This is a genomic window from Streptomyces sp. NBC_00154, from assembly GCF_026342835.1.
Taxonomy (GTDB): domain Bacteria; phylum Actinomycetota; class Actinomycetes; order Streptomycetales; family Streptomycetaceae; genus Streptomyces.
On record NZ_JAPEMI010000001.1, the window covers coordinates 1,729,043 to 1,752,838 of the forward strand.

Below are 23,796 nucleotides of genomic sequence, written 5' to 3' on the forward strand. Positions count from 1 at the left end.
CGAGCGAACAAGGCCGGGCCGCCGGTCGCGGGCCGGGCCGGAGACAGCCGGCCCGGGGCGCCCCGGATCGGCGGCCTGCGGGCCGGGGGTGGCGGGTGGGACCCGGACGGGGCAGGTCCGGGTCCCACGGACCTCAGCGCCAGCGGCTGACCTCGACGTTCTCCAGGACCCCGAGGGCGTCCGGCACCAGCACGGCCGCCGAGTAGTAGGCCGTCACCAGGTAGGAGATGATCGCCTGCTCGTCGATACCCATGAAGCGGACCGAGAGGCTCGGCTCGATCTCGTCGGGGATGCCGGTCTGCTGGAGCCCGATGACCCCCTGCTCGGCCTCGCCGGTTCGCATGCAGATGATCGACGTGGTGCGGGCGTCGGTGACCGGGATCTTGTTGGACGGGAAGATCGGTACACCGCGCCAGGCGGGCACATGGTGGCCGCCGATCTCCACGCTCTCCGGCACCAGCCCGCGCCTGCTGCACTCGCGGCCGAACGCGGCGATGGCCCGCGGGTGGGCGAGGAACAGCTTCGATCCGCGGCGGCGCGACAGCAGTTCGTCCATGTCGTCGGGGCTGGGCACGCCGTCGTGCGGCTGGAGGCGCTGGTCGTAGTCGCAGTTGTTGAGGAGACCGAACTCCCGGTTGTTGATGAGCTCGTGCTCCTGGCGCTCGCGGAGCGCCTCGACCGTGAGCCGCAACTGCTGCTCGGTCTGGTTCATCGGTTGGTTGTAGAGGTCGGCGACCCTGCTGTGGACCTTCAGCACGGTCTGCGCGACGCTCAACTCGTACTCGCGCGGCGCCGATTCGTAGTCGACGAACGTGTGCGGGACGACGGCCTCGCCGACATGGCCGGCGGAGAGGTCGATCTCCGCCTCGCCGTACTTGTTGGTGCGCTGGTGCGGGATGTTGAGCAGCCCGGCGAGATGCGCACGGAGCGAGTCCGCCCGCTCGGCGAGGTTGAGCACATCCGCCCGCCTCAGCGTGAGCACCGTGCACGCGGTGACGGCGCGGGCCGTGTACTCCCAGACTGCGTCGCCCTCGATCAAGGAGTGGTCGCCGAAGTACGCCCCGTCGGCGTGCACCCCGAGCACCGCCTCGTCGCCGTAGGGGCCGGTGCCGACCTTCTCGACCTTGCCGTGCGCCAGCAGGAAGACCCGGTCCGCGGACTCCCCGGAGGCGGCGATCACCTGCCCCGCGGCGATCTCGCGCTGCTCGCACCGCCGGGCCAGCTCGGCGAGCACCTCCTCGTCGCCGAAGTCCCGCAGGGCGGGCAGTTCACCGAGCTCCGCGGGGATCACCGTGACCCGGTCACCGGTCTGCACGAACGTCACCCGGCCGTCTCCGACCGAGTAGCTCAGCCGGCGGTTCACCCGGTATGTGCCGCCCTGCACCTGCACCCATGGAAGCATGCGCAGCAGCCACCGCGAGGTGATCTCCTGCATCTGCGGAGCGGACTTGGTGGTCGTCGCGAGGTTCCGCGCAGCCGCCGTGCCCAGACTCTGCTGCGGCGGTGTCTGCGTGTTCTGAACCTCTTCACCAACGGACATCTGACGTCCTCTCGATCATCGGCTGACCTGCGAGAAGAAGCCTTTCAGCGTGGGGACGCAGCACGCTATTACACAAAAGAGTGTGACTAATCGGTCTTTGGGCTGGGCACGACGCCGAGCGATGTCCACACCGATTCTTAATTTGCATCCTTAATGCAAGTTATCTACGCTGACCACCATGCGGCTGACGAGATTCACCGACGTGGCGCTGCGCGTACTGATGCGCCTCGCCGTCGTGGAGAACGAGGACCCGCCGACCACCCGGGAGGTGGCGGCGACCATGCAGGTGCCTTACACCCACACCGCCAAGGTGGTCGCCCGGCTGCAGCACCTCGGCCTGATCGAGGCGCGGCGGGGCCGCGGCGGCGGACTCACCCTCACCGCAGCCGGCCGGTCCGCCTCGATCGGCGGACTCGTCCGCGAGCTCGAAGGGCCCGGCGATGTCGTCGAGTGCGAGGGCAGCACCCCCTGCCCGCTGCGCTCGGCCTGTCGGCTGCGCGGCGCCCTGCGCCGGGCGGAGGAGGCCTTCTACGCCTCGCTCGATCCGATCACCGTCGCCGAACTCGTCACTTCCCCCACCGGTCCCCTGCTGATCGGCATCAGCAGTGGCCGCCCTGCCGCCGACTGAACCACCACATCCCCACCGGGCGGTTTCCGCTGCCCAAAAATACGAATCTCAGATACCAATTCAACCCCGAGGAGTCAGCCCGATGCTCTCCGAGCCGTCGACCGCCACCGTCCGTGCCACCCTCCCCGCCGTCGGCGCGGCCATCGGCGACATCGCCGATCTCTTCTACCGGAAGCTGTTCGACGCCCACCCCGAGCTGCTGCGCGACCTCTTCAACCGCGGCAACCAGTCGTCCGGCGCCCAGCGCCAGGCCCTCGCGGGGTCCATCGCCGCCTTCGCGACCCAGCTGGTCGAGCACCCGGACACCCGCCCCGACGTGATGCTCGGCCGGATCGCCCACAAGCACGCCTCGCTCGGCGTGACCGCCGCGCAGTACGACGTCGTGCACACCCATCTCTTCGCCGCCATCGCCGAAGTGCTCGGCGATGCGGTCACTCCGGAGGTCGCGGCCGCCTGGGACGAGGTGTACTGGCTGATGGCCAACGCCCTGATCGCCATCGAGGACCGGCTGTACGCGCAGCAGGGGGTGGCCGCCGGTGACGTCTGGCGCGCGTGGGAGGTGACCGCCCGGACCGAGGAGACCGCGGATGTGGCCACCTTCCAGCTCCGCCCGGCCGACGGCGCCCCTGCCCCCGCCTTCCGCCCCGGCCAGTACGTCTCCGTTCAGGTGGAACTCCCCGACGGGGCACGCCAGATACGCCAGTACAGCCTTTCCTCGGCCCCGGACTCGCCGGTCCGTTCCATCACCGTCAAGCGGGTGCACGGCGGCGGCTCGCCCGACGGCGAGGTCTCGGCGCACCTGCACGCCCGCACCCGGGCGGGCGACCGGCTGCGTGTCTCCGCCCCCTACGGCGACCTCGTCCTCGACGCCGTCGACGCCCCCCTGCTGCTGGCCTCCGCGGGTATCGGCTGCACCCCGATGCTGTCGATGCTGGACCATCTCGCGGCCACCGGCCACCGTGCGCCGGTCACCGTCGTGCACGGCGACCGCTCCCCCGCCGACCACGCCCTGCGCATCGACCACGAGCGGCTCACCGACAAACTCCCGGACGCCGCGGCGCACTTCTGGTACGAGAACCCGGAGCCCGGCCACCCGGCCGACCGCACCGGTCTGGTCGATCTGAGCGGCCTCACGGTCCCGTCGGGCACGCACGCGTACCTCTGCGGTCCGCTGCCCTTCATGCGGGCCGTCCGCACCCAGTTGCTGGCCAAGGGCGTCCCGGCGGCCGACATCCACTACGAGGTGTTCGGCCCCGATCTGTGGCTCGCCCAGGACTGAACCTCACCGGATGCTCGCGGGATTGACCGGATCTGCTCGCACACCGCCCGAACAACGCACCGGGGGATGGCCCGGAACACAGCGCTCCGATACAAGCGGTGTACGGACTCACTCCCCCCACGTCCCGAAGGAGTCGGCCATGTCCACCCCCATGTCCGCGAGCGCCTTCCTCGAAGCCCTCAGGAACGAAGGACTCACCGTCGTCCAGGTAGGCGACTGGCGTACGCACAACCGCAATCACAAGGGCCCCTGGGGCCCCGTGAACGGCGTGATGATCCACCACACGGTCACCAGCGGTACTGCGGCCACCGTCCGGATCTGCCGCGACGGCTACCCGGAGCTGCCCGGCCCGCTGTGTCACGGCGTGATCGCCAAGGACGGCCGGATCCACCTCGTCGGTTACGGCCGCACCAACCACGCCGGCCTCGGCGACGACGACGTCCTGCGCGCCGTCGTCGCCGAGAAGCGCCTCCCGCCGGACAACGAGGCCAACACCGACGGCAACAAGCACTTCTACGGTTTCGAGTGCGAGAACCTCGGCGACGGCAAGGACCCCTGGCCCGACGCCCAGCTCGAAGCCGTCGAGAAGGCCGCCGCCGCAGTCTGCCGCCATCACGGCTGGACGTCCCGCTCGGTCATCGGCCACAAGGAGTGGCAGCCCGGGAAGGTCGACCCGCGCGGCTTCACGATGGAGTCCATGCGCACCCGGATACACGACCGGCTGAAGTAGCCGCACGCCCGCACCCACGCCACCAGGGCGACGGGGGGCCGACCGGCAGACCGGGCGACAATGGGCGCATGCCCCGCGACCCACTCGACCTCTCCCGGCTGCAGCCGGTGCTCCCGTCACCCCTGCAACCGGTCGAGGACGAGCGCTTCGACCGGCACGGCATACGGCTGCTGCTCAAACGCGACGACCTGATCCACCCGGATCTGCCGGGCAACAAATGGCGCAAACTCGCCCCCAATCTGACGGCCGCCGCCGGGCGCACCGTGCTGACCTTCGGCGGCGCCTACTCCAATCATCTGCGCGCCACCGCCGCCGCCGGCCGGCTGCTCGGATTCCCCACCGTCGGCGTCGTACGCGGCGACGAACTGGCCGGCCGGCCGCTCAATCCATCGCTGGCGCGGTGCGCGAAGGACGGCATGCGTCTGCACTTCGTGGACCGTGCGACGTACCGCGCTAAGACCGATGCGGCGGTCCTGGAGGGGCTGCTGAGTGCCTACGGGGCGTGCAGCGTCGTCCCGGAGGGCGGCAGCAACGCCCTGGCCGCACAGGGCTGCACAGCGCTCGGGCGGGAGCTGCACGGCCTGGTCGATGTGGTCGCGGTGGCCTGCGGCACGGGCGGCACCCTCGCCGGTCTCGCCGCCGGCCTCGCACCGGGGCAGCGGGCACTCGGCGTCCCGGTGCTGCGCGGCGGCTTCCTGGGGGACGCGGTACGGGAGCTGCAGCGGGAGGCGTTCGGCGGGCCCGCCGGGTCGTGGTCCCTGGACGAACGTTTCGCCTTCGGCGGCTACGCCCGTACGACTCCGGAGCTGCACGCCTTCGCCGACGACTTCGAGGACCGGCACGGGCTGCCCGTCGAGCGGGTCTATGTCGCCAAACTGCTGTACGGGCTGACCGTGCTGGCCCAGGAGGGCGCGTTCGCCCCGGGGACGAGGCTCGTGGCGGTCGTCACCGGTCAGCCCTGGGGCGCGTCGGACTCCTCGCGGTAGGCCGCCGCCTCCTCCAGGTCCAGCCGTCGCAGCAGGTTCCGCATCATCTCGTCGTCGATCCGCCGCTCGTCCCGCAGCCGTACGAAGACCGTGCGCTCGGCGTCGATCATTTCCCTGGCCAGCCGCCGGTAGGTGTCGTCGGCCGACTCCCCGGTCACCGGGTTGGCCGCGCCGAGTCGCTCCCACACGGCGTTGCGACGGCGCTCCAGGACCGTACGCAGCCGGTCGGTGAGCGGTCCGGGCAGACAGTTGCGCGGATCGGTCAGCAACTCCTCCAGGCGCGCATCGGCAGCCGCGGACGCCTCGCTCTGGGCCTGCGCCTCGGCGAGGGTCTCCGCCTGCGCGTCGCGCCCCGGGAGCTTCAGGACCCGCACCAGGAGCGGCAGGGTGAGCCCTTGGACGACCAGAGTGCCGATGACGGTCGTGAAGGTCAGGAAGAGCACCAGGTTGCGGGCCGGGAAGTCCTCGCCGTTGGTCATCGCCACCGGGATGGAGAAAGCGATGGCGAGCGAGACGACGCCGCGCATGCCGGCCCAACCGACGATCAGGGGCGAGGTCCAGTTGGTCTCGGTCTCGCGCTCCCTGATCCGCTTCGACAGCCACCGCGGCAGATAGGTGGCCGGGTAGACCCAGATGAAGCGGACCACGACGACGGCGAGGAACACGGCCACCGCGTACCGGAGGGCCTCCGCGACGGCATAGGTACCGAGCCCTTTCAGCACGAAGGGCAGCTGCAGTCCGATCAGCGCGAAGACCGCCGACTCCAGGATGAACGCGACCATCTTCCACACGGCCGCTTCCTGGAGCCGGGTCGCGAAGTCGACCTGCCAGGAGCGGTGCCCCAGATACAGCGCCACGACGACCACGGCGAGCACTCCGGAGGCATGCACGCGTTCCGCCGCCGCGTACGCCACGAAGGGGATGAGCAGCGACAGGGTGTTCTGCAGCAGGGCTTCCTTGAGGTGCGTACGGAGCCAGTGCAGCGGCACCATCAGCAGCAGACCGACCCCGACACCGCCGCCCGCAGCGAGGAAGAACTCGCCGATCCCGGCGCCCCAGCTGACGCCCTCGCCGACGGCGGCGGCCAGCACCACCTTGTAGGCGGTGATCGCCGTCGCGTCGTTCACCAGGGACTCGCCCTGCAGGATCGTCGTGACCCGGCTCGGCAGCCCGACCCGGCGGGCGATGGCGGCCGCCGTGACGGCGTCCGGCGGCGCGACGACGGCGCCCAGCACCAGTGCGGCCGTCAGCGGCAGGTCGGGTACCAGCCAGTAGGCCAGCCAGCCGACGGCGAAGGTGGCGAAGAGGACGTAGCCGACGGAGAGCAGGGCGATCGGCCGGGCATTGGCGCGCAGATCGAGGTACGAGCTGTCGACCGCGGCCGTGTAGAGCAACGGCGGCAGCAGCAGCGGCAGCACGATGTGGGCGTCCAGGGTGTACGACGGCACGCCCGGCAGATAGGAGGCGAGCAGCCCCCCGGCGACCAGCAGCAGCGGGGCCGGCACCGGGGTGCGGCGGGCGGCCCCCGCGATGGCCGCACTGGCCGCGACAAGTGCCACCAGCGGCAATGCGTCCATCTCACCGTCCTCACATCCGTCGTAACCTGACAATCATGAGTGAGTGCCTGCACGTTCTCGAACTGCCGCGCCCCGAGCCCGCCCCGCTCAGCGCCACATGTCCCGAATGTCTTGCCGCGGGCACCCACCCCGTGCAACTGCGGCTCTGCCTGGTCTGCGGCCATGTCGGTTGCTGTGATTCGTCGCCTCTGCAGCACGCCACGGATCACTTCAAGACAACGGGCCATCCGGTCATGCGGAGCTACGAGGCGGGCGAGAGCTGGCGTTGGTGCTTCGAGGACGGTTCGATCGTCTGACGTCTGGGTACGTCAAACCGGCGCCTGTTGTTCGTAATTGACCGCCGCAGACCTCTAGCCACTGTGTGTACCCATGGGCTTACCATGAGTGACAGTCATGGGATGGGGTCCCGGCGACACGGCATCATGGATCGCGATAGCGTCGCCGGACCAAGAACCGAAGACGTACCGCATGGCTCCGGGGCACCCTTCCCGGAACCTCGAAAGAGTTTGTGCCACCTTGGAGGTGAGGGTGTCCCAGATCGCAGGCGAGCCCGGGAATCAGGACTTCGTGGAAGTCCGGCTGCCCGCTGCGGGTGCCTACCTGTCGGTGCTGCGTACGGCCACGGCAGGTCTCGCAGCGCGCTTGGACTTCACGCTCGACGAGATCGAGGATCTTCGCATCGCGGTCGACGAGGCCTGCGCGATTCTGCTCCAGCAGGCCGTGCCCGGCTCCGTCCTCAGCTGCGTGTTCCGACTCGTCGACGATTCTCTCGAGGTGACGGTCGCGGCCCCGACGACGGACGGCCGGGCCCCCGAGCGCGACACCTTCGCCTGGACGGTGCTCTCTGCACTGGCCGGCAAGGTCGACTCCACGGTCGCCGACGACCGTACGGTCAGTATCAGCCTGTACAAACAGCGCGGCGCGGGACCCGGGCCGGCGTGAGCAACGGGAACGGGGACGGTCCTGTGCGGGACGAGACGATCCGACCAGGGGTGGTGCGACCAGCAGGCATCCCGGAGCAGCAGGCCCTGCCCCATCCGGAGGACGGGGCGGACGGGCCGGTGGTCCGTACGGTCGCGGTGGAGCAGGCGGAGCGGGCAGGCCAGATGAGCGAGCACGGACACCACGATCCACGTGACCGCAGTGGAGCGCGGGCACTCTTCATCGAGCTTCGGGAACTCCCCGACGGCTCGCCGGAGAAGGCCGAACTGCGCAACCGGCTGGTGCGGATGCATCTGCCGCTCGTGGAGCACCTGGCCCGCCGGTTCCGTAACCGCGGCGAGCCGCTGGACGATCTGACGCAGGTCGCCACGATCGGCCTGATCAAGTCGGTGGACCGGTTCGACCCGGACCGCGGCGTCGAGTTCTCCACGTACGCGACACCGACCGTCGTGGGCGAGATCAAGCGGCACTTCCGCGACAAGGGCTGGGCGGTCCGGGTGCCGCGCCGGCTGCAGGAGCTGCGGCTCTCGCTCACCACGGCCACCGCGGAGCTCTCCCAGCAGCACGGCCGGTCGCCCACGGTCCATGAGCTGGCGGAGCGGCTGGGCATCTCCGAGGAAGAGGTGCTGGAGGGCCTGGAGTCGGCCAACGCCTACAGCACGCTCTCACTGGACGTCCCGGACACGGACGACGAGTCCCCGGCGGTCGCGGACACGCTGGGCTCCGAGGACGAGGCGCTGGAGGGCGTCGAGTACCGGGAGTCGCTGAAGCCTCTGCTGGAGGACCTGCCGCCGCGGGAGAAGCGCATCCTGCTGCTCCGGTTCTTCGGCAACATGACGCAGTCGCAGATCGCGCAGGAGGTCGGCATCTCCCAGATGCATGTCTCGCGCCTGCTGGCCCGCACGCTGGCACAGCTGCGCGAACGACTGCTCGTCGAGGAGTAGCGGGCGTCGCGCGTCACGCCTCCGGCGTCGCGCGCGGACCCCGGATACCCAGCGCCTCCCTCGTCACCGGCCTGAACAACTGCACCAGCGCGGTCAGCGCCACCGCGGCGAGGACGATCCCCGCCGGGATCAGCGCACCGTGGGAGCGCAGCAGCGTCCAGGCCACCGGCAGCGCCATGAGCTGCGTGATCAGCGCCGGGCCCCGGCTCCAGCTGCGCCGCAGCAGCAGTCCTCGCGCGGCGAGGAGCGGGATCAGGCCGAGCACGATCAGTGTGAGACCGCCCATCTCCGCCTGCTCCGGACTGTCCGGCCGACCGAGCAGGCCCATGACCAGCATGTAGACCCCGCCGAGTGCGAGCGCCGCCCCTTCGAGGGCGTTGAGTCCGGCCACGAGGGCGATCCTGGCCGGCTTCGTCGGCTCGGCCATGGGCGACGAGTGCGGCGTGTTCTGCTGAGTACTCACCCTTGCAGATTGGCATCCCGGCGCCGCCAAAGCGAAGCCGGGGTCCGGATCGGAGCGCCGCGGTCCAGCCCACCGCACCCGGTTCGTCACTGAGCGTGAAGGCAATGGGTAAGGACTTCAGGCCGATACCACGCGGTAGGTAGGCTGGCCGTCATGCGCGCACTCCTTGTGGTCAATCCAGCTGCTACCACCACCAGTGCGCGGACCCGTGACGTGCTCATCCATGCGCTGGCCAGCGAGATGAAGCTGGAGGCGGTGACCACGGAGTACCGCGGGCACGCCCGGGACCTGGGGCGGCGGGCCGCCGACTCCGACGACATCGATCTCGTCGTGGCCCTCGGCGGCGACGGCACGGTCAACGAAGTCGTGAACGGTCTGCTCCACAACGGTCCCGACATAGACAACCTGCCGAGCCTCGCCGTGGTGCCCGGCGGCTCCACCAATGTCTTCGCGCGCGCTCTGGGCCTGCCCAACGACGCGGTGGAGGCGACCGGCGCGATCCTGGATGCGCTGGCGAACCGGACCGAACGCACGGTCGGCCTGGGGCTGGCGGCCGGCACGCCCGGCACCGAGGACGAGTCGGTCCCCAAGCGCTGGTTCACATTCTGTGCCGGTCTCGGTTTCGACGCGGGCGTGGTCGGCCGGGTCGAACAGAAGCGCGAGCGCGGCAAACGGTCGACGCATGCGCTGTACGTACGTCAGGTGGTCCGGCAGTTCCTGGACGAACCGCACCGGCGGCACGGAACGATCACACTGGAAGCCCCTGGCTCGGACCCGGTCACCGATCTCGCGCTGTCCATAATCTCCAACACGGCTCCCTGGACCTACCTGGGGAATCGTCCGATGTACGCATCCCCGAAGGCTTCGTTCGACACCGCCCTGGATGTCCTCGGACTGAAGCGCCTCTCCACCCCCGCGGTCGCCCGGTACGGCACCCAGCTGCTCACTTCGAGCCCCGAGAAGGGTCCTCACGGTAAGCACGCTGTTTCACTTCACGACCTCACGGACTTCACCTTGCATTCAAAGGTTCCGCTGCCGTTCCAGATGGATGGTGACCACCTGGGCCTGCGTACCAGTGTGGCGTTCACAGGCGTACGCCGTGCACTGCGTGTGATTGTGTGAGCGGAAGGACCCAAAGTCCTTTAACTCGAACGTTTGGACTGGCCTCCACCCCATAGAAGTACGGCTGTGACCTAGCCGACACCGAGGAATCAAAAAAAAGTTTCCGGAAGGGGTTGTATCCGCCGCCGAGGTTTGCGAATCTCTACATGGCGATCGGGACGGCCCGCAACAACGGCCTCCACTGAGAGCCAGAACCCCTCCTCACTTCACAGGACCACAACCAGTTCATCTGGGCGTCGGCCCGTCACCTGTGGGGGGATTCGTGAAAGCGTTCACATTCACAAGCAACAGTATGCAATACCAAGGAGAGGTAGCAGCCATGGACTGGCGTCACAACGCCGTTTGTCGTGAGGAAGACCCCGAGCTGTTCTTCCCCATCGGCAACACCGGTCCTGCGCTGCTGCAGATCGAGGAAGCCAAGGCCGTCTGCCGTCGCTGCCCCGTCATGGAGCAGTGCCTGCAGTGGGCGCTCGAGTCCGGCCAGGACTCCGGCGTCTGGGGTGGCCTCAGCGAGGACGAGCGCCGCGCGATGAAGCGCCGCGCCGCTCGCAACCGGGCGCGTAACGCCAGCGCCTGATCCGACGCCACCGCTACGAGCCTCAGTCAGGCGGCGCGTACAGAGCGTACGCACCACCCCGCCCCCCGAGTCGCAGCGCGCAGTACCCCCGAAGCGCACGCATGACCAGTGAGCCCGGACCGTCAACAACGGTCCGGGCTCACTGCTGTTCCCCCCGGGGAACAGCGCCGGCTACTTCTCCGCGCTGACCGGGATGTCGAGAACCACCTGGGTGCCGCGCCCAGGAGCCGGGACCATGCCGAACGAACCGCTCAACTCGCCCTCCACCAGTGTCCTTACGATCTGCAACCCCAGGTTGCCGGCGCGCTGCGGGTCGAACCCCTCGGGCAGTCCGCACCCGTCGTCCTGGACGGTGATCAGCAACCGGCCCTCGGCCGGGGAACCGCCGCGCACCGCGGAGACCTCCACCGTGCCGGTCTGGGCGACGGTGAACGCGTGCTCCAGCGCGTTCTGCAGCACCTCGGTGAGCACCATGGCCAGCGGAGTGGCCACTTCCGCATCGAGGATGCCGAACCGGCCCGTGCGACGGCAGGTGACCTTGCCCGGCGAGATCTCGGCCACCATCGCGATGACCCGGTCGGCGATCTCGTCGAACTCGACCCGCTCGTCCAGATTCTGGGACAGCGTCTCATGGACGATGGCGATCGAACCGACGCGCCGTACCGCCTCGTTGAGGGCCTCGCGGCCCTGCTCTGAATCCATCCGGCGGGCCTGCAGACGCAACAGGGCGGCCACGGTCTGGAGGTTGTTCTTCACTCGGTGGTGGATCTCCCGGATGGTGGCGTCCTTCGTGATCAACTCACGCTCGCGGCGGCGCAGTTCGGTCACGTCGCGGAGCAGGACCAGGGAGCCGATACGGACGCCCTTGGGCTTGAGCGGGATCGCCCGGAGCTGGATCACCCCGCCCGCGCACTCGACCTCGAACTCGCGGGGCGCGTAACCGCTGGCCACCTTGACCAGGGCCTCGTCCACCGGGCCGCGGGACGGGGCAAGTTCGGCGGTGGTCTCGCCGAGGTGGTGTCCGACCAGGTCGGAGGCGAGACCGAGGCGGTGGTAGGCGGAGAGACCGTTGGGGCTGGCGTACTGGACGACGCCGTCGGCGTCGAGCCTGATCAGCCCGTCACCGACACGCGGCGACGCATCCATGTCGACCTGCTGGCCGGGGAACGGGAAGGATCCGGCAGCGATCATCTGGGCCAGGTCCGAGGCCGACTGGAGGTAGGTGAGCTCCAGCCGCGACGGGGTGCGGACGGTCAGGAGGTTGGTGTTCCGGGCGATGACCCCGAGGACCCTGCCCTCACGGCGTACGGGGATGGACTCGACCCGTACCGGCACCTCCTCGCGCCACTCCGGGTCACCCTCGCGCACGATCCGGCCCTCGTCCAGCGCCGCGTCCAGCAGCGGACGGCGGCCGCGCGGCACCAGGTGGCCGACCATGTCGTCCTGGTAGGAGGTGGGGCCGGTGTTGGGCCGCATCTGGGCGACCGACACATAACGGGTCCCGTCGCGGGTGGGGACCCAGAGGACCAGGTCGGCGAAGGACAGGTCGGAGAGCAGCTGCCACTCCGAGACCAGCAGATGCAGCCACTCGAGGTCGGTGTCACTCAGGGCTGTGTGCTGGCGGACGAGGTCGTTCATGGAGGGCACGTGTGCGAGCGTACCTGTGGATACGCACTGGTTCCGAACCGAACGTCCAGCCCGTACGTGCAAGGGGGGAAGGGGCCGGAAATTGCCGCGCTCCGATGGATGGACACAGGTGAATGGTCTAGTCCACAATGCTCAAGACAGAGCTTCCACTCTCCCCGCACAGGAGAGTGGATCGAGGTGGCCGCGCTCTCTGCCCTGACTGCGACGGCACCTCTCCCCGGCCGGGGGCACCGCACACCGCCGGCCGAGCAACTCCGGGCTGCGGTGCCGGACGGGCTGAGGGTCCCGTCCTGGCGCCGCGGCCCGCGGGTGTTTCCGGGGATCATTCCTGCCCGCGGGCCTAGAGCCGGGATGTAGCTCGTCTCCATCAGCTTCAGCGCGGCCTCCTTCGCCGTGGGGTTCACAACTGCTGGGCAAGCGGCAAGCAAGCTGCTTTGGCGAAGATTGGCACGATTGAGTGAACGGTATGACGGTCTGTGGGTATGCCTGGCGGGGTGTGCGTAACGTATTAGGTGCGATCTGGGACGCCGGGTGTGGCGTCAGCAGTCGGGGCCCCCGTGTCACCAGCGAGATGGTTCGGAGCCTCCCCGTCGCCTCTGGCCACACCCATTTGGTCAGGTCGCAGGGATTCCGCTCGCCCGGGACGGACCGCATACGGGATATGCGTCGCCGACCGGGACGCGAAAGCGGAGGACCAGTGCGCCCAAGACCGTTCGGGGCGTGCCGGTGAGCCAGGACTCACTCCTGCTCACTGCCCAGGAACGGTAGCCGTAGCCGCGCGAGGTGACCATGTGCTCGGCGAAGCGGAAGCGCGACGCCAGGGCCTTGATCTCGTCCTTGCGGGCCAGGATCGCCTCGGCCAGTTCTGGCAGGATCTGCGCGGCGGTGTCGTCCCCGCCGCGCAGGCCCTCGACGAAGAGGTAGAGGCAGAGCAGAGAGGCGGTGTGCGTCTTGGTGGCCGGAAGGGCCTTCTCCGGGCCCGCCAGGATGTCGATGTGGTGCTCGGAGACGGCCGCGAGCGGCGAGTCCGGGTTGTTGGTGACGGCCAGGGTGATCGCGCCGGCCTCACGGGCCGCCCGGGTGGAGGCCACCAGGTCGGGCGAGCCGCCGGACTGGCTGACGGTGATCACCAGGACGTCCCGCAGGTCCGGCTCGGCGCCGTACGCCGTGGTGGTCGACATCGACGCCAGACCGCAGGGCAGGCCGAGCCGGATCTCCAGCAGGTACTTGGCGTAGAGCGCCGCGCTGTCCGACGTACCGCGGGCGGTGAGCAGGACGAAGCGCGGGTTCTTCGCCGCGATCTCGGCGGCCACCGCCCGGATCTCCGGGGCGCCCCGGTCGAGGATGCGGCGCAGCACTTCGGGCTGCTCGGCCATCTCACCGGACATGATGCGGCCCGGCCGCTCGCCCCCTGCGGCCGGAAACGTGGCGGACATGTCGGGTGCCTCCAGAGGTGTCTCGGTGCGTCCGGAGCGGCGGTCCGACCAAGTCGACCACGGGGAGGCCGGGGGCCGCCAGCGGGCCGCGGCCGGACAGCGCACGAACGCCATCCGGACGTCACCGCAGGATGGCCCGGCTCTGCTAGATTAGGTCTTGATTGGTCTATACCACATGTCATCATCTCCTCAGATCGGCAGGCCCCGCGTGGAAGTTGTCATCGTCCCGGACGCCAAGGCAGGCGGCGAACTCATCGCGGGAGCCATCGGCGCCCTGCTCAGCCGCAAGCCCGACGCACTTCTCGGCGTTGCCACCGGTTCGACCCCGCTGCCCATCTACCAGGCACTGACCGCCAAGGTCCGCTCCGGCGAGGTGGATGCCTCGCGCGCCCGCATCTGCCAGCTCGACGAGTACGTCGGACTGCCAGCCGGCCACCCCGAGTCGTACCGCTCGGTGGTGCTGCGCGAGGTCGTCGAACCGCTCGGCCTGTCCGAGGCGTCCTTCATGGGCCCCGACGGCTCCGCCGAGGACGTGCAGGCCGCATGCGAGGCGTACGACAAGGCGCTCGCCGCAGCCGGCGGGGTGGACCTGCAGCTGCTCGGTATCGGCACCGACGGTCACATCGGCTTCAACGAGCCGTGCTCCTCGCTCGCGTCCCGCACCCGGATCAAGACGCTGACCGAGCAGACCCGGATCGACAACGCGCGCTTCTTCGACAACGACATCAGCCAGGTGCCGCACCACGTCATCACCCAGGGCATAGGCACCATTCTGGAATCCCGCCACCCGATCCTGCTGGCCACGGGCGAGGGCAAGGCTGAGGCGGTGGCGCTGACGGTCGAGGGGCCGGTGGCGTCGTTCGTCCCGGCGTCGGCGCTGCAGCTGCATCCGCATGCGACGGTGGTGGTGGACGAGGCGGCGGCGTCGAAGCTGAAGCTGGCGGACTACTTCCGCGCCACGTATGCGGCGAAGCCGCGGTGGCAGGGGATCTAGGTTTCCGAACGCGGAAGGGCCGGGGCACCGTGGCGGTGTCCCGGCCCTTCTTTGTTGCTCGAACGCCGGACGGTTCGGCTCAGTCGCCGGACGCGGTCGGGTGGGGTGCTCCCGTGATGGCTTCCGCTGCTGCGACTCCGCAGACTCGTGCCGCTCCGTGGGTAGCTATGTACAGCGCTCCCCTCGGCTCCGCCTGCGGCACGCCCATCTCGACCACCACCGTGTCGGGACGCTCCGCCAGCAGCGTGGTGAGTGCCTGGCTCATCCACGCGTGCCGGTGGGCGTCACGGACGACCGCGACGATGCGCCGCTCCCCCGCGGCCCGCATCACCGAGGCCGCCGGCTCCTCGGTCTCGCCGCTGTACGTGTCGGTCGCGGTGCCGGGCAGGACCCGGGCCAGTTCGGCCGCGACGCCCCACGGGGTCTCGTCACCGACCGCTATGTTCGCGACGGGGGTGAACGCGGCCACGTAGGCCGGCTCGGTGAGCGGTTCGGCGGCGCCGGTCACCTGCAGCGCGCGACGGGCGGCGACCAGGCCGATGTCGGACGCGATACCGGTGCCGGGCGCGGTCCCCTCCTGCGTCGCCGCGCCCGGCTCCGGGACAGCCCCCCGGGCCCGCTGCGTCCAGGACGCGAGGGCACGTACCCGTGCCGCCGCGTCGGCCAGCCGCTCCTCGGGCAGTTCGCCGGTCCGTACCGCCGCGACCAGCGCGTCGCGCAGCCGCAGCACGGTGGCCTCGTCCTCCAGCCCGCCGCCGACGCAGATCGCGTCGGCGCCCGCGGCGATCGCGAGGACGGAGCCGCGCTCGATTCCGTACGTCGCGGAGATGGCCTGCATCTCCATGCCGTCGGTGACGATCAGGCCGTCGTAGCCCAGCTCGTTGCGCAGCAGACCCGTGAGGATCTGCGGGCTCAGCGTCGCCGGGCGGTCCGGGTCGAGCGCGGGCAGCAGGATATGCGCGCTCATCACCGATCTGGAACCCGCTGCGATCGCCGCCCGGAAAGGCACCAGCTCACGGGCGTGCAGGGTGTCGAGGTCCACATCGATGCGGGGCAGCGCGTGGTGCGAGTCGACGGCGGTGTCGCCGTGTCCCGGGAAGTGCTTGGTACAGGCGGCGACCCCGGCGGCCTGAAGTCCCTCGATGTACGCGGCGGTGTGCCGGGCGACGAGGTGCGGGTCGGCTCCGAACGACCGTACGCCGATGACCGGGTTGCCCGGATTCGAGTTGACGTCGGCGGACGGCGCCCAGTTGAGGTTGACGCCGCACTCGGCGAGCCGGCGGCCGAGCTCCTGCGCGACCGCACGGGTCAGCTCCAGGTCGTCGACGGCCCCGAGGGCGAGGTTGCCCGGGAAGGACGAGCCATGACGCACCTCCAGTCGGGTGACGTCACCGCCCTCCTCGTCGATCGCGACGAGCACGTCGTCCCGCTCGGCCCTGAGCTGGGCGGTGAGCGCGGCGAGCTGTTCCGGCGTCTCGATGTTGCGGCCGAACAGGCCGACGGATGAGAGGCCTTCACCGACGCGGCGCAGCAGCCAGTCGGGGGCGGTCGTACCACTGAACCCTGGCTGCAGGACGGCCAGGGCGTCGCGCGTGACGGTGTCCGTGGTGGAGGTGAAGGTGGTCATGGGAGCGGCGTTATCCCTTCACTGCGCCGTCGGTAAGACCGCTGACGGCCTTGCGCTGCAAGTAGATGAAGAGGATCAGGATCGGTACGGCGAAGAGCGAGGAGGCGGCCATGGTCGCCCCCCAGTCGTCACCGAACGCGGTCTGGAACTGGGAGAGCCAGAGCGGCAGGGTCTGTGACTCGATGTCCTTGTTGAGGATGAGGACGAGCGGGAATTCGTTCCACGCGGTGATGAAGCCGAAGAGCGAGGTCGCCATCAGACCGGGGCCGAGCAACGGCAGGATCACCTTCATGAAGGCCTGCGGGCGGGTGCATCCGTCGACCATCGCGGACTCCTCCAGCTCCCTCGGCACCGAGGCGACATAGCCGCGCAGCGTCAAGATGGTGAAGGGCAGGACCATCATCATGTAGAAGACCGTCAGCGGGACCAGGCTGTTGAGCATGTCCGCGTCGCGGACCAGCATGTAGATCGCGATGACCATGACTTCCCACGGCGCCATCTGCGCGATCATGAAGGTCAGCAGGATGCCGCGCCGGCCCTTGAAGCGCATGCGCGCCATCGCGAAGGACGCCAGCAGCGCGATCAGCAGCGAGGCAGCCACGGAGAGCACGGTGACGGTGAACGAGTTGCGGACCAGGGTCCAGAAGTGGTCCGCCGCGACGGCCTTCTCGAAGTGGTCGAAGGTGACGTCGGTGGGGAACCACACCGGGGTGTCGGTGATGATGTCGCCGGTCGGCTTGAAGGCCGTGCTGAACATCCAGTAGACGGGAAAGGCGAAGCCTATGAAGAGGACGACTGCCGTCGCGTTGGGCCAGATCCGGCCGATCAGTGAGCGCCTCACAGCTCGTCCTCCTCTTGCTTGAGTACGGTGCGCAGGTAGTAGCCGGTCATCGCCAGCAGGACGATGATCGTCAGGAACGAGATGGCCGAACCCATGCCGAAGTGCTGGTTGCCGACACCTTCGACGAAGGCGTAGACGGGCAGGGTCTCGGTGAGCCGGTCCGGGCCGCCGCCGTTGATCGCGAAGAGCTGGGCGAAGGACTTGAAGACCCAGATGACTTCGAGGAACGTGGTGGCCAGCAGGAACGGCTTGAGGAACGGGAACGTCACCGAGGTGAAGCTCTTCCAGGTTCCGGCGCCGTCGAGCGACGCGGCCTCGTACAGTTCCTTGGGGATCGTCGTCGACGCGGCGTACAGGTTGATCGCCACGAACGGGATGGACATCCAGACGATCACCAGGGTGACCAGCGAGAAGGTGGAGAACTGGGTGCTCGTCCAGTTGTAGTCGGCCATCGAGTGCCAGCCGAGGCTGTCGAGCACGTAGTTGACGACGCCGAAGCGCTGGGCGAACAGCCACTGGTAGACCGTGGTCGCGGCGATGATCGGCATGGCCCAGGCGAGCACGAGACCCAGCATGAGCAGCAGCCGCATCTTCTTGCCGAGGCGCGCGAGCAGCAGGCCGATCAGGGTCCCGAACACCATGATCAGGACAACGTTGGCCGCGGTGAAGAAGATCGAACGCTCGACGACCTTCCAGAAGTCCGAACTGCCGAGGACTTCGGAGTAGTTGTCGAAGCCGTTCCACTCGGTCAGGTGGAGGATCAGCTGGCGCGGGTTGAGGTTCTGGAACGACAGCATGCCGTTCTTGACCAGCGGATAGCCCAGGAGCACCGCCGTGACGAGCAGTGCGGGCAGGAGGAGCAGGTACGGGGCCGAGCCACCGACCCGCTTCTTGCTCGATGCGGCAGGGCCGCCGGGAGGCGCGTCATCCTTGCGGACACCGGCTGCCGGGACCGAGTCCACTTGTTCGGTCTGCACTGACATGCTCGCCATCTCTTCTTGGGCCGTACGGTCGAGTCACGCGGGAGCGCCGGGGGGCGGTCGTTGCCCGCCCCCCGGCGCGTGCGGTCAGCTCGTCTGCGAGAGACGCTTGTTGATCTCCGCCTCGACGGCCTTGGCGGCGTCGGCCGGGGACTTGCCGTTCAGAACCGCGGTCATGTAGCTCTTGATCGGGTTCGGCGCGTTCTCGACAGCGGCCCACTCGGGGATGAGCGGGGTGGTGCCACCACCGGCGGCGGCCGGGGCCGCGGCCTCGGCTGCGCCGTTGCCGGTCAGGTTGGAGTTGAGCGACTCCTTGTTCGGGATGACGCCGTTCTCCTTGGCCAGCTGGCCCTCGAACTGGTCGGACAGGGCGAGCTTCAGGAACTCCTTGGCGAGGTCCTGCTTCTTGCTGCCCGCGGCGACCGCGAAGTTGGAGCCACCGAGGAAGACGCCCTCGGGCTTGTCGGCGGTCTCACCCGGGATGGTGAAGTAGCCGATGTCGCCCTCGATCTTCTTGTTGGCCGCGATGGCCGTGCCGGCCTCCCAGCCCATGCCGACGAAGGCACCGACGTTGCCCTTGGCGAAGACCTCGGCCTGCTGCGGGGTCGCCTCGTCCTTGTCCTTGGGAGCCTTGGAGTAGGACTGGTACTTCTTGTAGAGCTCCATGGCCGCGGCGACCTTGGGGTCGGAGAGGTTGGAGACGTACTTGTCGCCTTCCTTCTTCACCAGGTCCGCGCCCTGACCGATGGTCAGACCGTCGAAGAAGTACCAGTTCTGGCCGGGCAGGTAGATCGGCTCGGCCTTGCCCTTCTTCTTGATGGCGTCGAGGTCCTTGAAGAACTCGTCGCGCGTCTTCGGGGTGTCCTTGATGCCGGCGTCGGCCCAGACCTTCTTGTTGTAGATGACGACGCGGTTGGCGAAGTACCACGGGGCGGCGTACTGCTTGCCGTCGAAGACCGAGGACTTGTTGAGCGCGTCGACCCAGTCGCCGCCGATCTCCTGCTTGAGGTCGCTCAGGTCGGCGAGGCCACCGGTGGCCGCGTACGCCGGGGTCTGGGTGTTGCCGACCTCGATGACGTCCGGCGGGGTCGACTCGGAGAGGGCCGTCGTGATCTTCTGCTGGATACCGTCCCACTTCTGGGTCTGGAACTTCAGCGTGGCGCCGGTCTTCTTCTTGAAGGCCGCGGTCAGGTCCTTGGTCCAGCCGGGAGGCGTGGAGCCGTCCATGGCCCAGACGGTCAGCGTCTGGCCCTTGTAGCTGTCGGGGCCGGTCTTCTTGCCGCTGTCGCCCTTGCTGTCGTCCGAGCCACAGGCAGTGGCACCGGCCATGAGAGCTACGACACCAATGGCCGCGATGAGTCCGCGCTTCACGACACCCTCCTCAGGGATGCAAGAGAATTCCCCCCACCACCCGAGATCGCCGTCCGTCGCACAACCTCATACGACGGGTACTGCCCGTGGGGCTGGGACCTGGTCTTTAATGGTTTAGACCAGTACCGGGAGCTTGGCCTAGACCTTTAGGGGTGTCAAGGGTGTATAAGAAGTGCACTCGCGTCCGTTATAGGACCGACACCTGAGGGAGGGCGACGAGCCGTGACCGGACCGTGCCACCATGTGAGCCGCGACAGATGGAGGAGCCGGTGACGGCAGCAGCGCAGCAGTCGGGAAGGCGGGCGATGGGTGCCGGCGGGGGCAGTTCGGAGAACAAGACGGGCGCGGGCACCGGTGCGGCCACGCGTACCGCCCGCGTGCCGAAGTACTACCGCCTCAAGCGCCATCTCCTCGACATGACGGACACCATGCCGCCCGGCACCCCCGTGCCGCCGGAGCGGACCCTGGCCGCCGAGTTCGACACCTCGCGCACGACCGTGCGCCAGGCGCTCCAGGAGCTGGTCGTCGAGGGCCGGCTGGAACGTATCCAGGGCAAGGGCACGTTCGTGGCCAAGCCGAAGGTCTCGCAGGCCCTGCAACTGACCTCGTACACGGAGGACATGCGCGCCCAGGGCCTGGAACCGACCTCGCAGCTGCTGGACATCGGCTACGTAACGGCCGACGACACCCTCGCCGGACTGCTCGACATCACCACCGGCGGCCGGGTGCTGCGGATCGAGCGGCTGCGCCTGGCCAGCGGCGAACCGATGGCGATCGAGACCACCCATCTGTCGGCCAAACGCTTCCCCGCACTGCGCCGTTCACTTGTGAAGTACACCTCGCTCTACACAGCGCTGGCCGAGGTGTACGACGTGCGGCTGGCCGAGGCCGAGGAGACCATCGAGACCTCACTCGCGACCCCCCGCGAGGCCGGCCTGCTCGGTACGGACGTGGGCCTGCCGATGCTGATGCTGTCCCGTCACTCCCTGGACGGACAGGGCGAACCGGTGGAGTGGGTGCGGTCGGTGTATCGCGGCGACCGTTACAAGTTCGTGGCGCGTCTGAAGCGGCCGACCGACTGAGACGGTGGACCCCGGCTCCTGACCGGCCAACTGCCCGAATTGGGACGGAGCATCAGGAGTCGGACCCCCGGGCAGCATCCTCTCCCCGGTCCCGGCATACCGTTGCCGGACCGAAATGCGGACAGGGGGTGACGCTGGCCGGAACTCTCCCCTAGATTTCCTGCGCATTACAACAGGTGGTCAGCGAGGGGACGGAGTCGCCATATGCCAGAAGAAACAGACACGAAACCACCAACGGTCACACCTATGAGGGTGGTCATCGCCCTCTGCCTCATCGCGCCGTTCGTGGCGATGCTCTGGGTGGGTTCGTACGCGAAGGTGGACCCGACCTTCATCGGCATTCCGTTCTTCTACTGGTACCAGATGCTCTGGGTGCTGATCTCCACCGCGCTCACGATGATCGCGTACAAGCTGTGGCAGCGTGACCAGCGCTCCCGCAAGGGGGGTGTTTCCGCATGAAGGACGGCGTGAACGGCGTCGCGCTCGGCGTCTTCATCTTCTTCTTCCTGGCCGTCACGGTCATCGGCTTCATGGCCGCGCGCTGGCGCAAGGCCGAGAACGAGGCCAGCCTCGACGAATGGGGGCTGGGCGGACGGTCGTTCGGCACCTGGGTCACCTGGTTCCTGCTCGGCGGCGACCTGTACACCGCGTACACCTTCGTCGCTGTCCCTGCCGCGATCTACGCGGCGGGCGCGGCCGGCTTCTTCGCGGTCCCGTACACCATCCTCGTGTACCCGCTGATCTTCACCTTCCTGCCGCGGCTGTGGTCGGTGTCGCACAAGCACGGGTACGTCACCACCTCGGACTTCGTCCGCGGCCGCTTCGGATCGAAGGGGCTCTCGCTGGCGGTCGCCGTCACCGGCATCCTCGCCACGATGCCGTACATCGCGCTCCAGCTCGTCGGTATCCAGGCGGTACTGGACGTGATGGGCGTCGGCGGCGGCGAGACCACGCACTGGTTCGTCAAGGACCTGCCGCTGCTGATCGCGTTCGCGGTGCTCGCCGCGTACACGTACTCCTCCGGGCTGCGGGCCCCCGCACTGATCGCGTTCGTCAAGGACGGCCTGATCTACCTGGTCATCGCGGTGGCGATCATCTACATCCCGATCAAGCTGGGCGGCTTCGACGACATCTTCGCCAAGGCCGGCGAGGCGTTCTCGCAGACCAACCCCGCAACCGGCAAGCCGCGCGGCGCGCTCGCGCCGGCCGACCCGGGCCAATGGGGCTACGCCACCCTGGCCCTGGGTTCGGCGCTCGCGCTCTTCATGTATCCGCACTCGATCACGGCAACGCTCTCCAGCCGCAGCCGTGACGTGATCCGGCGCAACACCACCATCCTGCCGCTGTACTCGCTGATGCTGGGCCTGCTGGCACTGCTCGGCTTCATGGCGATCGCCGCCGGGGTCAAGGTGCAGAACGGGCAGCTGGCGATCCCGCAGCTGTTCGAGAACATGTTCCCCGACTGGTTCGCCGGGGTGGCGTTCGCCGCGATCGGAATCGGCGCGCTGGTACCCGCCGCGATCATGTCAATCGCCGCTGCCAACCTCTTCACCCGGAACATCTACAAGGACTTCCTGAAGCCCGACGCGACCCCGGCCCAGGAGACGAAGGTCTCCAAGCTGGTGTCGCTGCTGGTGAAGGTCGGTGCGCTCGCCTTCGTCCTCACGATGGACAAGACGGTCGCGATCAACTTCCAGCTGCTGGGCGGGATCTGGATCCTGCAGACGTTCCCGGCGCTGGTCGGCGGCCTGTTCACCCGGTGGTTCCACCGCTGGGCGCTGCTCGCCGGCTGGGCGGTCGGCATGGTCTACGGCACGCTCGCCGCGTACGGGGTGGCGAGCCCGACCCAGGCACACTTCGGCGGCTCCTCGAAGGAGATCCCGGGGATCGGCGAGATCGGCTACATCGGCCTGACCGCGTTCGTACTGAACGTGGTGGTGACGGTGGTGCTGACGTTCGTCCTGAACGCGGTGAAGGCCCCGGCCGGAATCGACGAGACGTCACCGTCCGACTACACGGCGGACGCAGGCGACCCGGGCGTGAAGGTCGAACTCCCGTTGGCCAGGCCTGAGCCGGCCGGCTCCCCCGACACGAGCCCGTCGACCAAGTAGGCCTGCACGCCAGTCATACATGTGGCCCGCCCGACGACGGAGGACAAATCCGTGGCCGGGCGGGCCACACCGGTTTCGGTCAGGAGCGGCCCTCCTGGTGCCCTGGGCGCGCACCCCGCGCCGCGCGCCGCGTACGGCAGACTTCCGCCATGGACATATCGATCAGGGCCGTCGACCCCAGCGAACACCACCTTCTCGGCGAGATCACCGCATTCGCGTACCTCGACGACGGCCTGCTCGACCTCGGTGCCGACGACCCGTATCTCGAACGACTCCGCGACGTGCCGCGCCGCGCCGCCGAGGCCGACGTGCTCGTCGCGGTCGGTGCCGACGGCCGGGTACTGGGCGGCGTGACATACGCACCGCCCGGCAACCCGTGGGCCGACATCGCCGGCCCCGACGAGGCCGAATTCCGGATGCTCGCCGTCGCGCCGGAGGCGCGTGGCCTCGGGGCGGGTGAGGCGCTCGTACGGGCCTGTATCGACCGCGCACGGGGTACGGACGGCGTCGCGCGGCTCGCCCTGTCGACGCAGCCGGCCATGCTCGGGGCCCACCGCATCTACCGTCGACTGGGCTTCGTACGGACTCCGGAGCGCGACTGGTATCCCATTCCAGGCCTCCAGCTGCTCACCTACAGCCTCACCCTGTGAACCGCGTACGACACAACATGTGGGGGCCGTCTCATCGGGCGGCCCCCACATGTATGCTCGTGCTCGCTGTCGCCGCAGGGAAATCCGGTGTGAATCCGGAACTGTCCCGCAACGGTGTGATCGGTGTACTTTTGCGCACCCTGTAAGTCCGAGGACCTGCCGACAGCGCGTCCGGCTCGACCGATCCGGACGCCCAGACGTCCGGGCCTCGCGGATGGGCCGGTGGACGCCGCACGGAGTGCTGCCCTCTTTTCCGGGCCTGCCTCTGC

22 protein-coding genes, 1 pseudogene and 1 riboswitch are annotated in these 23,796 nt (G+C 68.8%); of the genes and pseudogenes, 14 read left to right on the forward strand and 9 right to left on the reverse strand.

All coding sequences use genetic code 11. The features are described from left to right. Positions 1–133 precede the first annotated feature (133 nt). Positions 134–1,540, reverse strand: coding sequence for a family 2B encapsulin nanocompartment shell protein (locus tag OHA03_RS07530; protein ID WP_267001993.1), 1,407 nt, complete (start codon positions 1,538–1,540; stop codon positions 134–136). Positions 1,541–1,718: 178 nt separating this feature from the next. Here OHA03_RS07530 and OHA03_RS07535 point away from each other — a divergent pair, with 178 nt between their 5' ends. The 4 genes from OHA03_RS07535 (at position 1,719) to OHA03_RS07550 (ending at position 5,163) form a co-directional block, all read left to right on the forward strand. Beyond that, complete coding sequence (locus OHA03_RS07535; protein ID WP_267001995.1) at positions 1,719–2,168, forward strand: Rrf2 family transcriptional regulator; 450 nt, start codon at positions 1,719–1,721, stop codon at positions 2,166–2,168. An 82-nt stretch (positions 2,169–2,250) separates the two neighbouring features. Further along, complete coding sequence (locus OHA03_RS07540; protein WP_267001997.1) at positions 2,251–3,447, forward strand: globin domain-containing protein; 1,197 nt, start codon at positions 2,251–2,253, stop codon at positions 3,445–3,447. A gap of 139 nt (positions 3,448–3,586) precedes the next feature. Then, positions 3,587–4,177 carry an N-acetylmuramoyl-L-alanine amidase gene (locus OHA03_RS07545; protein WP_267001999.1) on the forward strand — a complete coding sequence of 197 codons (591 nt, stop codon included), beginning with the start codon at positions 3,587–3,589 and terminating at the stop codon, positions 4,175–4,177. 68 nt (positions 4,178–4,245) lie between these two features. Further along, a complete protein-coding gene (locus tag OHA03_RS07550) occupies positions 4,246–5,163 on the forward strand; it encodes a 1-aminocyclopropane-1-carboxylate deaminase/D-cysteine desulfhydrase (protein WP_267002001.1) in 918 nt (305 codons plus the stop codon). Here OHA03_RS07550 and OHA03_RS07555 read toward each other — a convergent pair. Continuing rightward, positions 5,130–6,740 carry a Na+/H+ antiporter gene (locus OHA03_RS07555; protein ID WP_267002003.1) on the reverse strand — a complete coding sequence of 537 codons (1,611 nt, stop codon included), beginning with the start codon at positions 6,738–6,740 and terminating at the stop codon, positions 5,130–5,132. The two genes, OHA03_RS07550 and OHA03_RS07555, sit on opposite strands and share 34 nt — an antisense overlap. A 35-nt stretch (positions 6,741–6,775) precedes the next feature. Here OHA03_RS07555 and OHA03_RS07560 point away from each other — a divergent pair, with 35 nt between their 5' ends. The 3 genes from OHA03_RS07560 (at position 6,776) to OHA03_RS07570 (ending at position 8,626) form a co-directional block, all read left to right on the forward strand. Then, on the forward strand, positions 6,776–7,036 hold the full coding sequence (locus OHA03_RS07560; protein ID WP_267002005.1) for a UBP-type zinc finger domain-containing protein: 261 nt from the start codon (positions 6,776–6,778) through the stop codon (positions 7,034–7,036). A gap of 232 nt (positions 7,037–7,268) precedes the next feature. Next, positions 7,269–7,682, forward strand: a complete 414-nt coding sequence (locus OHA03_RS07565; RefSeq protein ID WP_030915678.1) for an anti-sigma regulatory factor — start codon at positions 7,269–7,271, stop codon at positions 7,680–7,682. Positions 7,683–7,705: 23 nt separating this feature from the next. Next, a complete protein-coding gene (locus tag OHA03_RS07570) occupies positions 7,706–8,626 on the forward strand; it encodes an RNA polymerase sigma factor SigF (protein ID WP_267007965.1) in 921 nt (306 codons plus the stop codon). 13 nt (positions 8,627–8,639) lie between these two features. Here OHA03_RS07570 and OHA03_RS07575 read toward each other — a convergent pair whose 3' ends face one another. Beyond that, positions 8,640–9,017: a hypothetical protein gene (locus OHA03_RS07575; RefSeq protein WP_037851742.1), complete on the reverse strand. Its 378-nt coding sequence runs from the start codon at positions 9,015–9,017 to the stop codon at positions 8,640–8,642. A 225-nt stretch (positions 9,018–9,242) separates the two neighbouring features. Between OHA03_RS07575 and OHA03_RS07580 the strand changes: the two genes are divergently transcribed. Continuing rightward, positions 9,243–10,211: a diacylglycerol kinase family protein gene (locus OHA03_RS07580; protein WP_267002007.1), complete on the forward strand. Its 969-nt coding sequence runs from the start codon at positions 9,243–9,245 to the stop codon at positions 10,209–10,211. 319 nt (positions 10,212–10,530) lie between these two features. Continuing rightward, the gene (locus OHA03_RS07585) at positions 10,531–10,788 is read left to right on the forward strand and encodes a WhiB family transcriptional regulator (protein WP_003953983.1); all 258 of its coding nucleotides are present in this window, start codon (positions 10,531–10,533) and stop codon (positions 10,786–10,788) included. A gap of 171 nt (positions 10,789–10,959) precedes the next feature. Here the strand turns inward: OHA03_RS07585 and OHA03_RS07590 are convergent, their stop codons facing one another. Continuing rightward, positions 10,960–12,426, reverse strand: coding sequence for a sensor histidine kinase (locus OHA03_RS07590; protein WP_267007966.1), 1,467 nt, complete (start codon positions 12,424–12,426; stop codon positions 10,960–10,962). 773 nt (positions 12,427–13,199) lie between these two features. Then, positions 13,200–13,871: pseudogene (locus OHA03_RS07595) on the reverse strand (SIS domain-containing protein); the annotation flags it as partial. 208 nt (positions 13,872–14,079) lie between these two features. Here OHA03_RS07595 and nagB point away from each other — a divergent pair. After that, complete coding sequence (gene nagB, locus OHA03_RS07600) at positions 14,080–14,865, forward strand: glucosamine-6-phosphate deaminase (protein WP_267002009.1); 786 nt, start codon at positions 14,080–14,082, stop codon at positions 14,863–14,865. 79 nt (positions 14,866–14,944) lie between these two features. Here the strand turns inward: nagB and OHA03_RS07605 are convergent, their stop codons facing one another. The 4 genes from OHA03_RS07605 to OHA03_RS07620 form a co-directional block, all read right to left on the reverse strand. Further along, positions 14,945–16,492, reverse strand: coding sequence for a glycoside hydrolase family 3 protein (locus OHA03_RS07605; protein ID WP_267002011.1), 1,548 nt, complete (start codon positions 16,490–16,492; stop codon positions 14,945–14,947). Between the two features lie 10 nt (positions 16,493–16,502). Continuing rightward, on the reverse strand, positions 16,503–17,333 hold the full coding sequence (locus OHA03_RS07610) for a carbohydrate ABC transporter permease (RefSeq protein WP_267002013.1): 831 nt from the start codon (positions 17,331–17,333) through the stop codon (positions 16,503–16,505). Beyond that, complete coding sequence (locus tag OHA03_RS07615; RefSeq protein WP_267002015.1) at positions 17,330–18,316, reverse strand: carbohydrate ABC transporter permease; 987 nt, start codon at positions 18,314–18,316, stop codon at positions 17,330–17,332. Before OHA03_RS07615 ends, OHA03_RS07610 begins: the two co-directional genes overlap by 4 nt. Positions 18,317–18,400: 84 nt before the next feature. Beyond that, complete coding sequence (locus tag OHA03_RS07620; protein WP_267002017.1) at positions 18,401–19,684, reverse strand: extracellular solute-binding protein; 1,284 nt, start codon at positions 19,682–19,684, stop codon at positions 18,401–18,403. A gap of 305 nt (positions 19,685–19,989) precedes the next feature. Here OHA03_RS07620 and OHA03_RS07625 point away from each other — a divergent pair, with 305 nt between their 5' ends. From OHA03_RS07625 to OHA03_RS07640, 4 genes are all read left to right on the forward strand, one after another. Further along, the gene (locus tag OHA03_RS07625) at positions 19,990–20,766 is read left to right on the forward strand and encodes a GntR family transcriptional regulator (protein WP_267007967.1); all 777 of its coding nucleotides are present in this window, start codon (positions 19,990–19,992) and stop codon (positions 20,764–20,766) included. A 246-nt stretch (positions 20,767–21,012) separates the two neighbouring features. Next, entirely contained in the window at positions 21,013–21,225 is a 213-nt protein-coding gene (locus tag OHA03_RS07630; protein WP_267002019.1) for a DUF3311 domain-containing protein, read from the forward strand. Further along, positions 21,222–22,877: a monocarboxylate uptake permease MctP gene (gene mctP, locus OHA03_RS07635; RefSeq protein ID WP_267002021.1), complete on the forward strand. Its 1,656-nt coding sequence runs from the start codon at positions 21,222–21,224 to the stop codon at positions 22,875–22,877. Before OHA03_RS07630 ends, mctP begins: the two co-directional genes overlap by 4 nt. Positions 22,878–23,026: 149 nt before the next feature. Beyond that, a complete protein-coding gene (locus OHA03_RS07640) occupies positions 23,027–23,527 on the forward strand; it encodes a GNAT family N-acetyltransferase (RefSeq protein ID WP_267002023.1) in 501 nt (166 codons plus the stop codon). A gap of 40 nt (positions 23,528–23,567) precedes the next feature. Beyond that, positions 23,568–23,706, forward strand: a riboswitch (cobalamin riboswitch). The last annotated feature ends 90 nt before the right edge of the window (positions 23,707–23,796 follow it).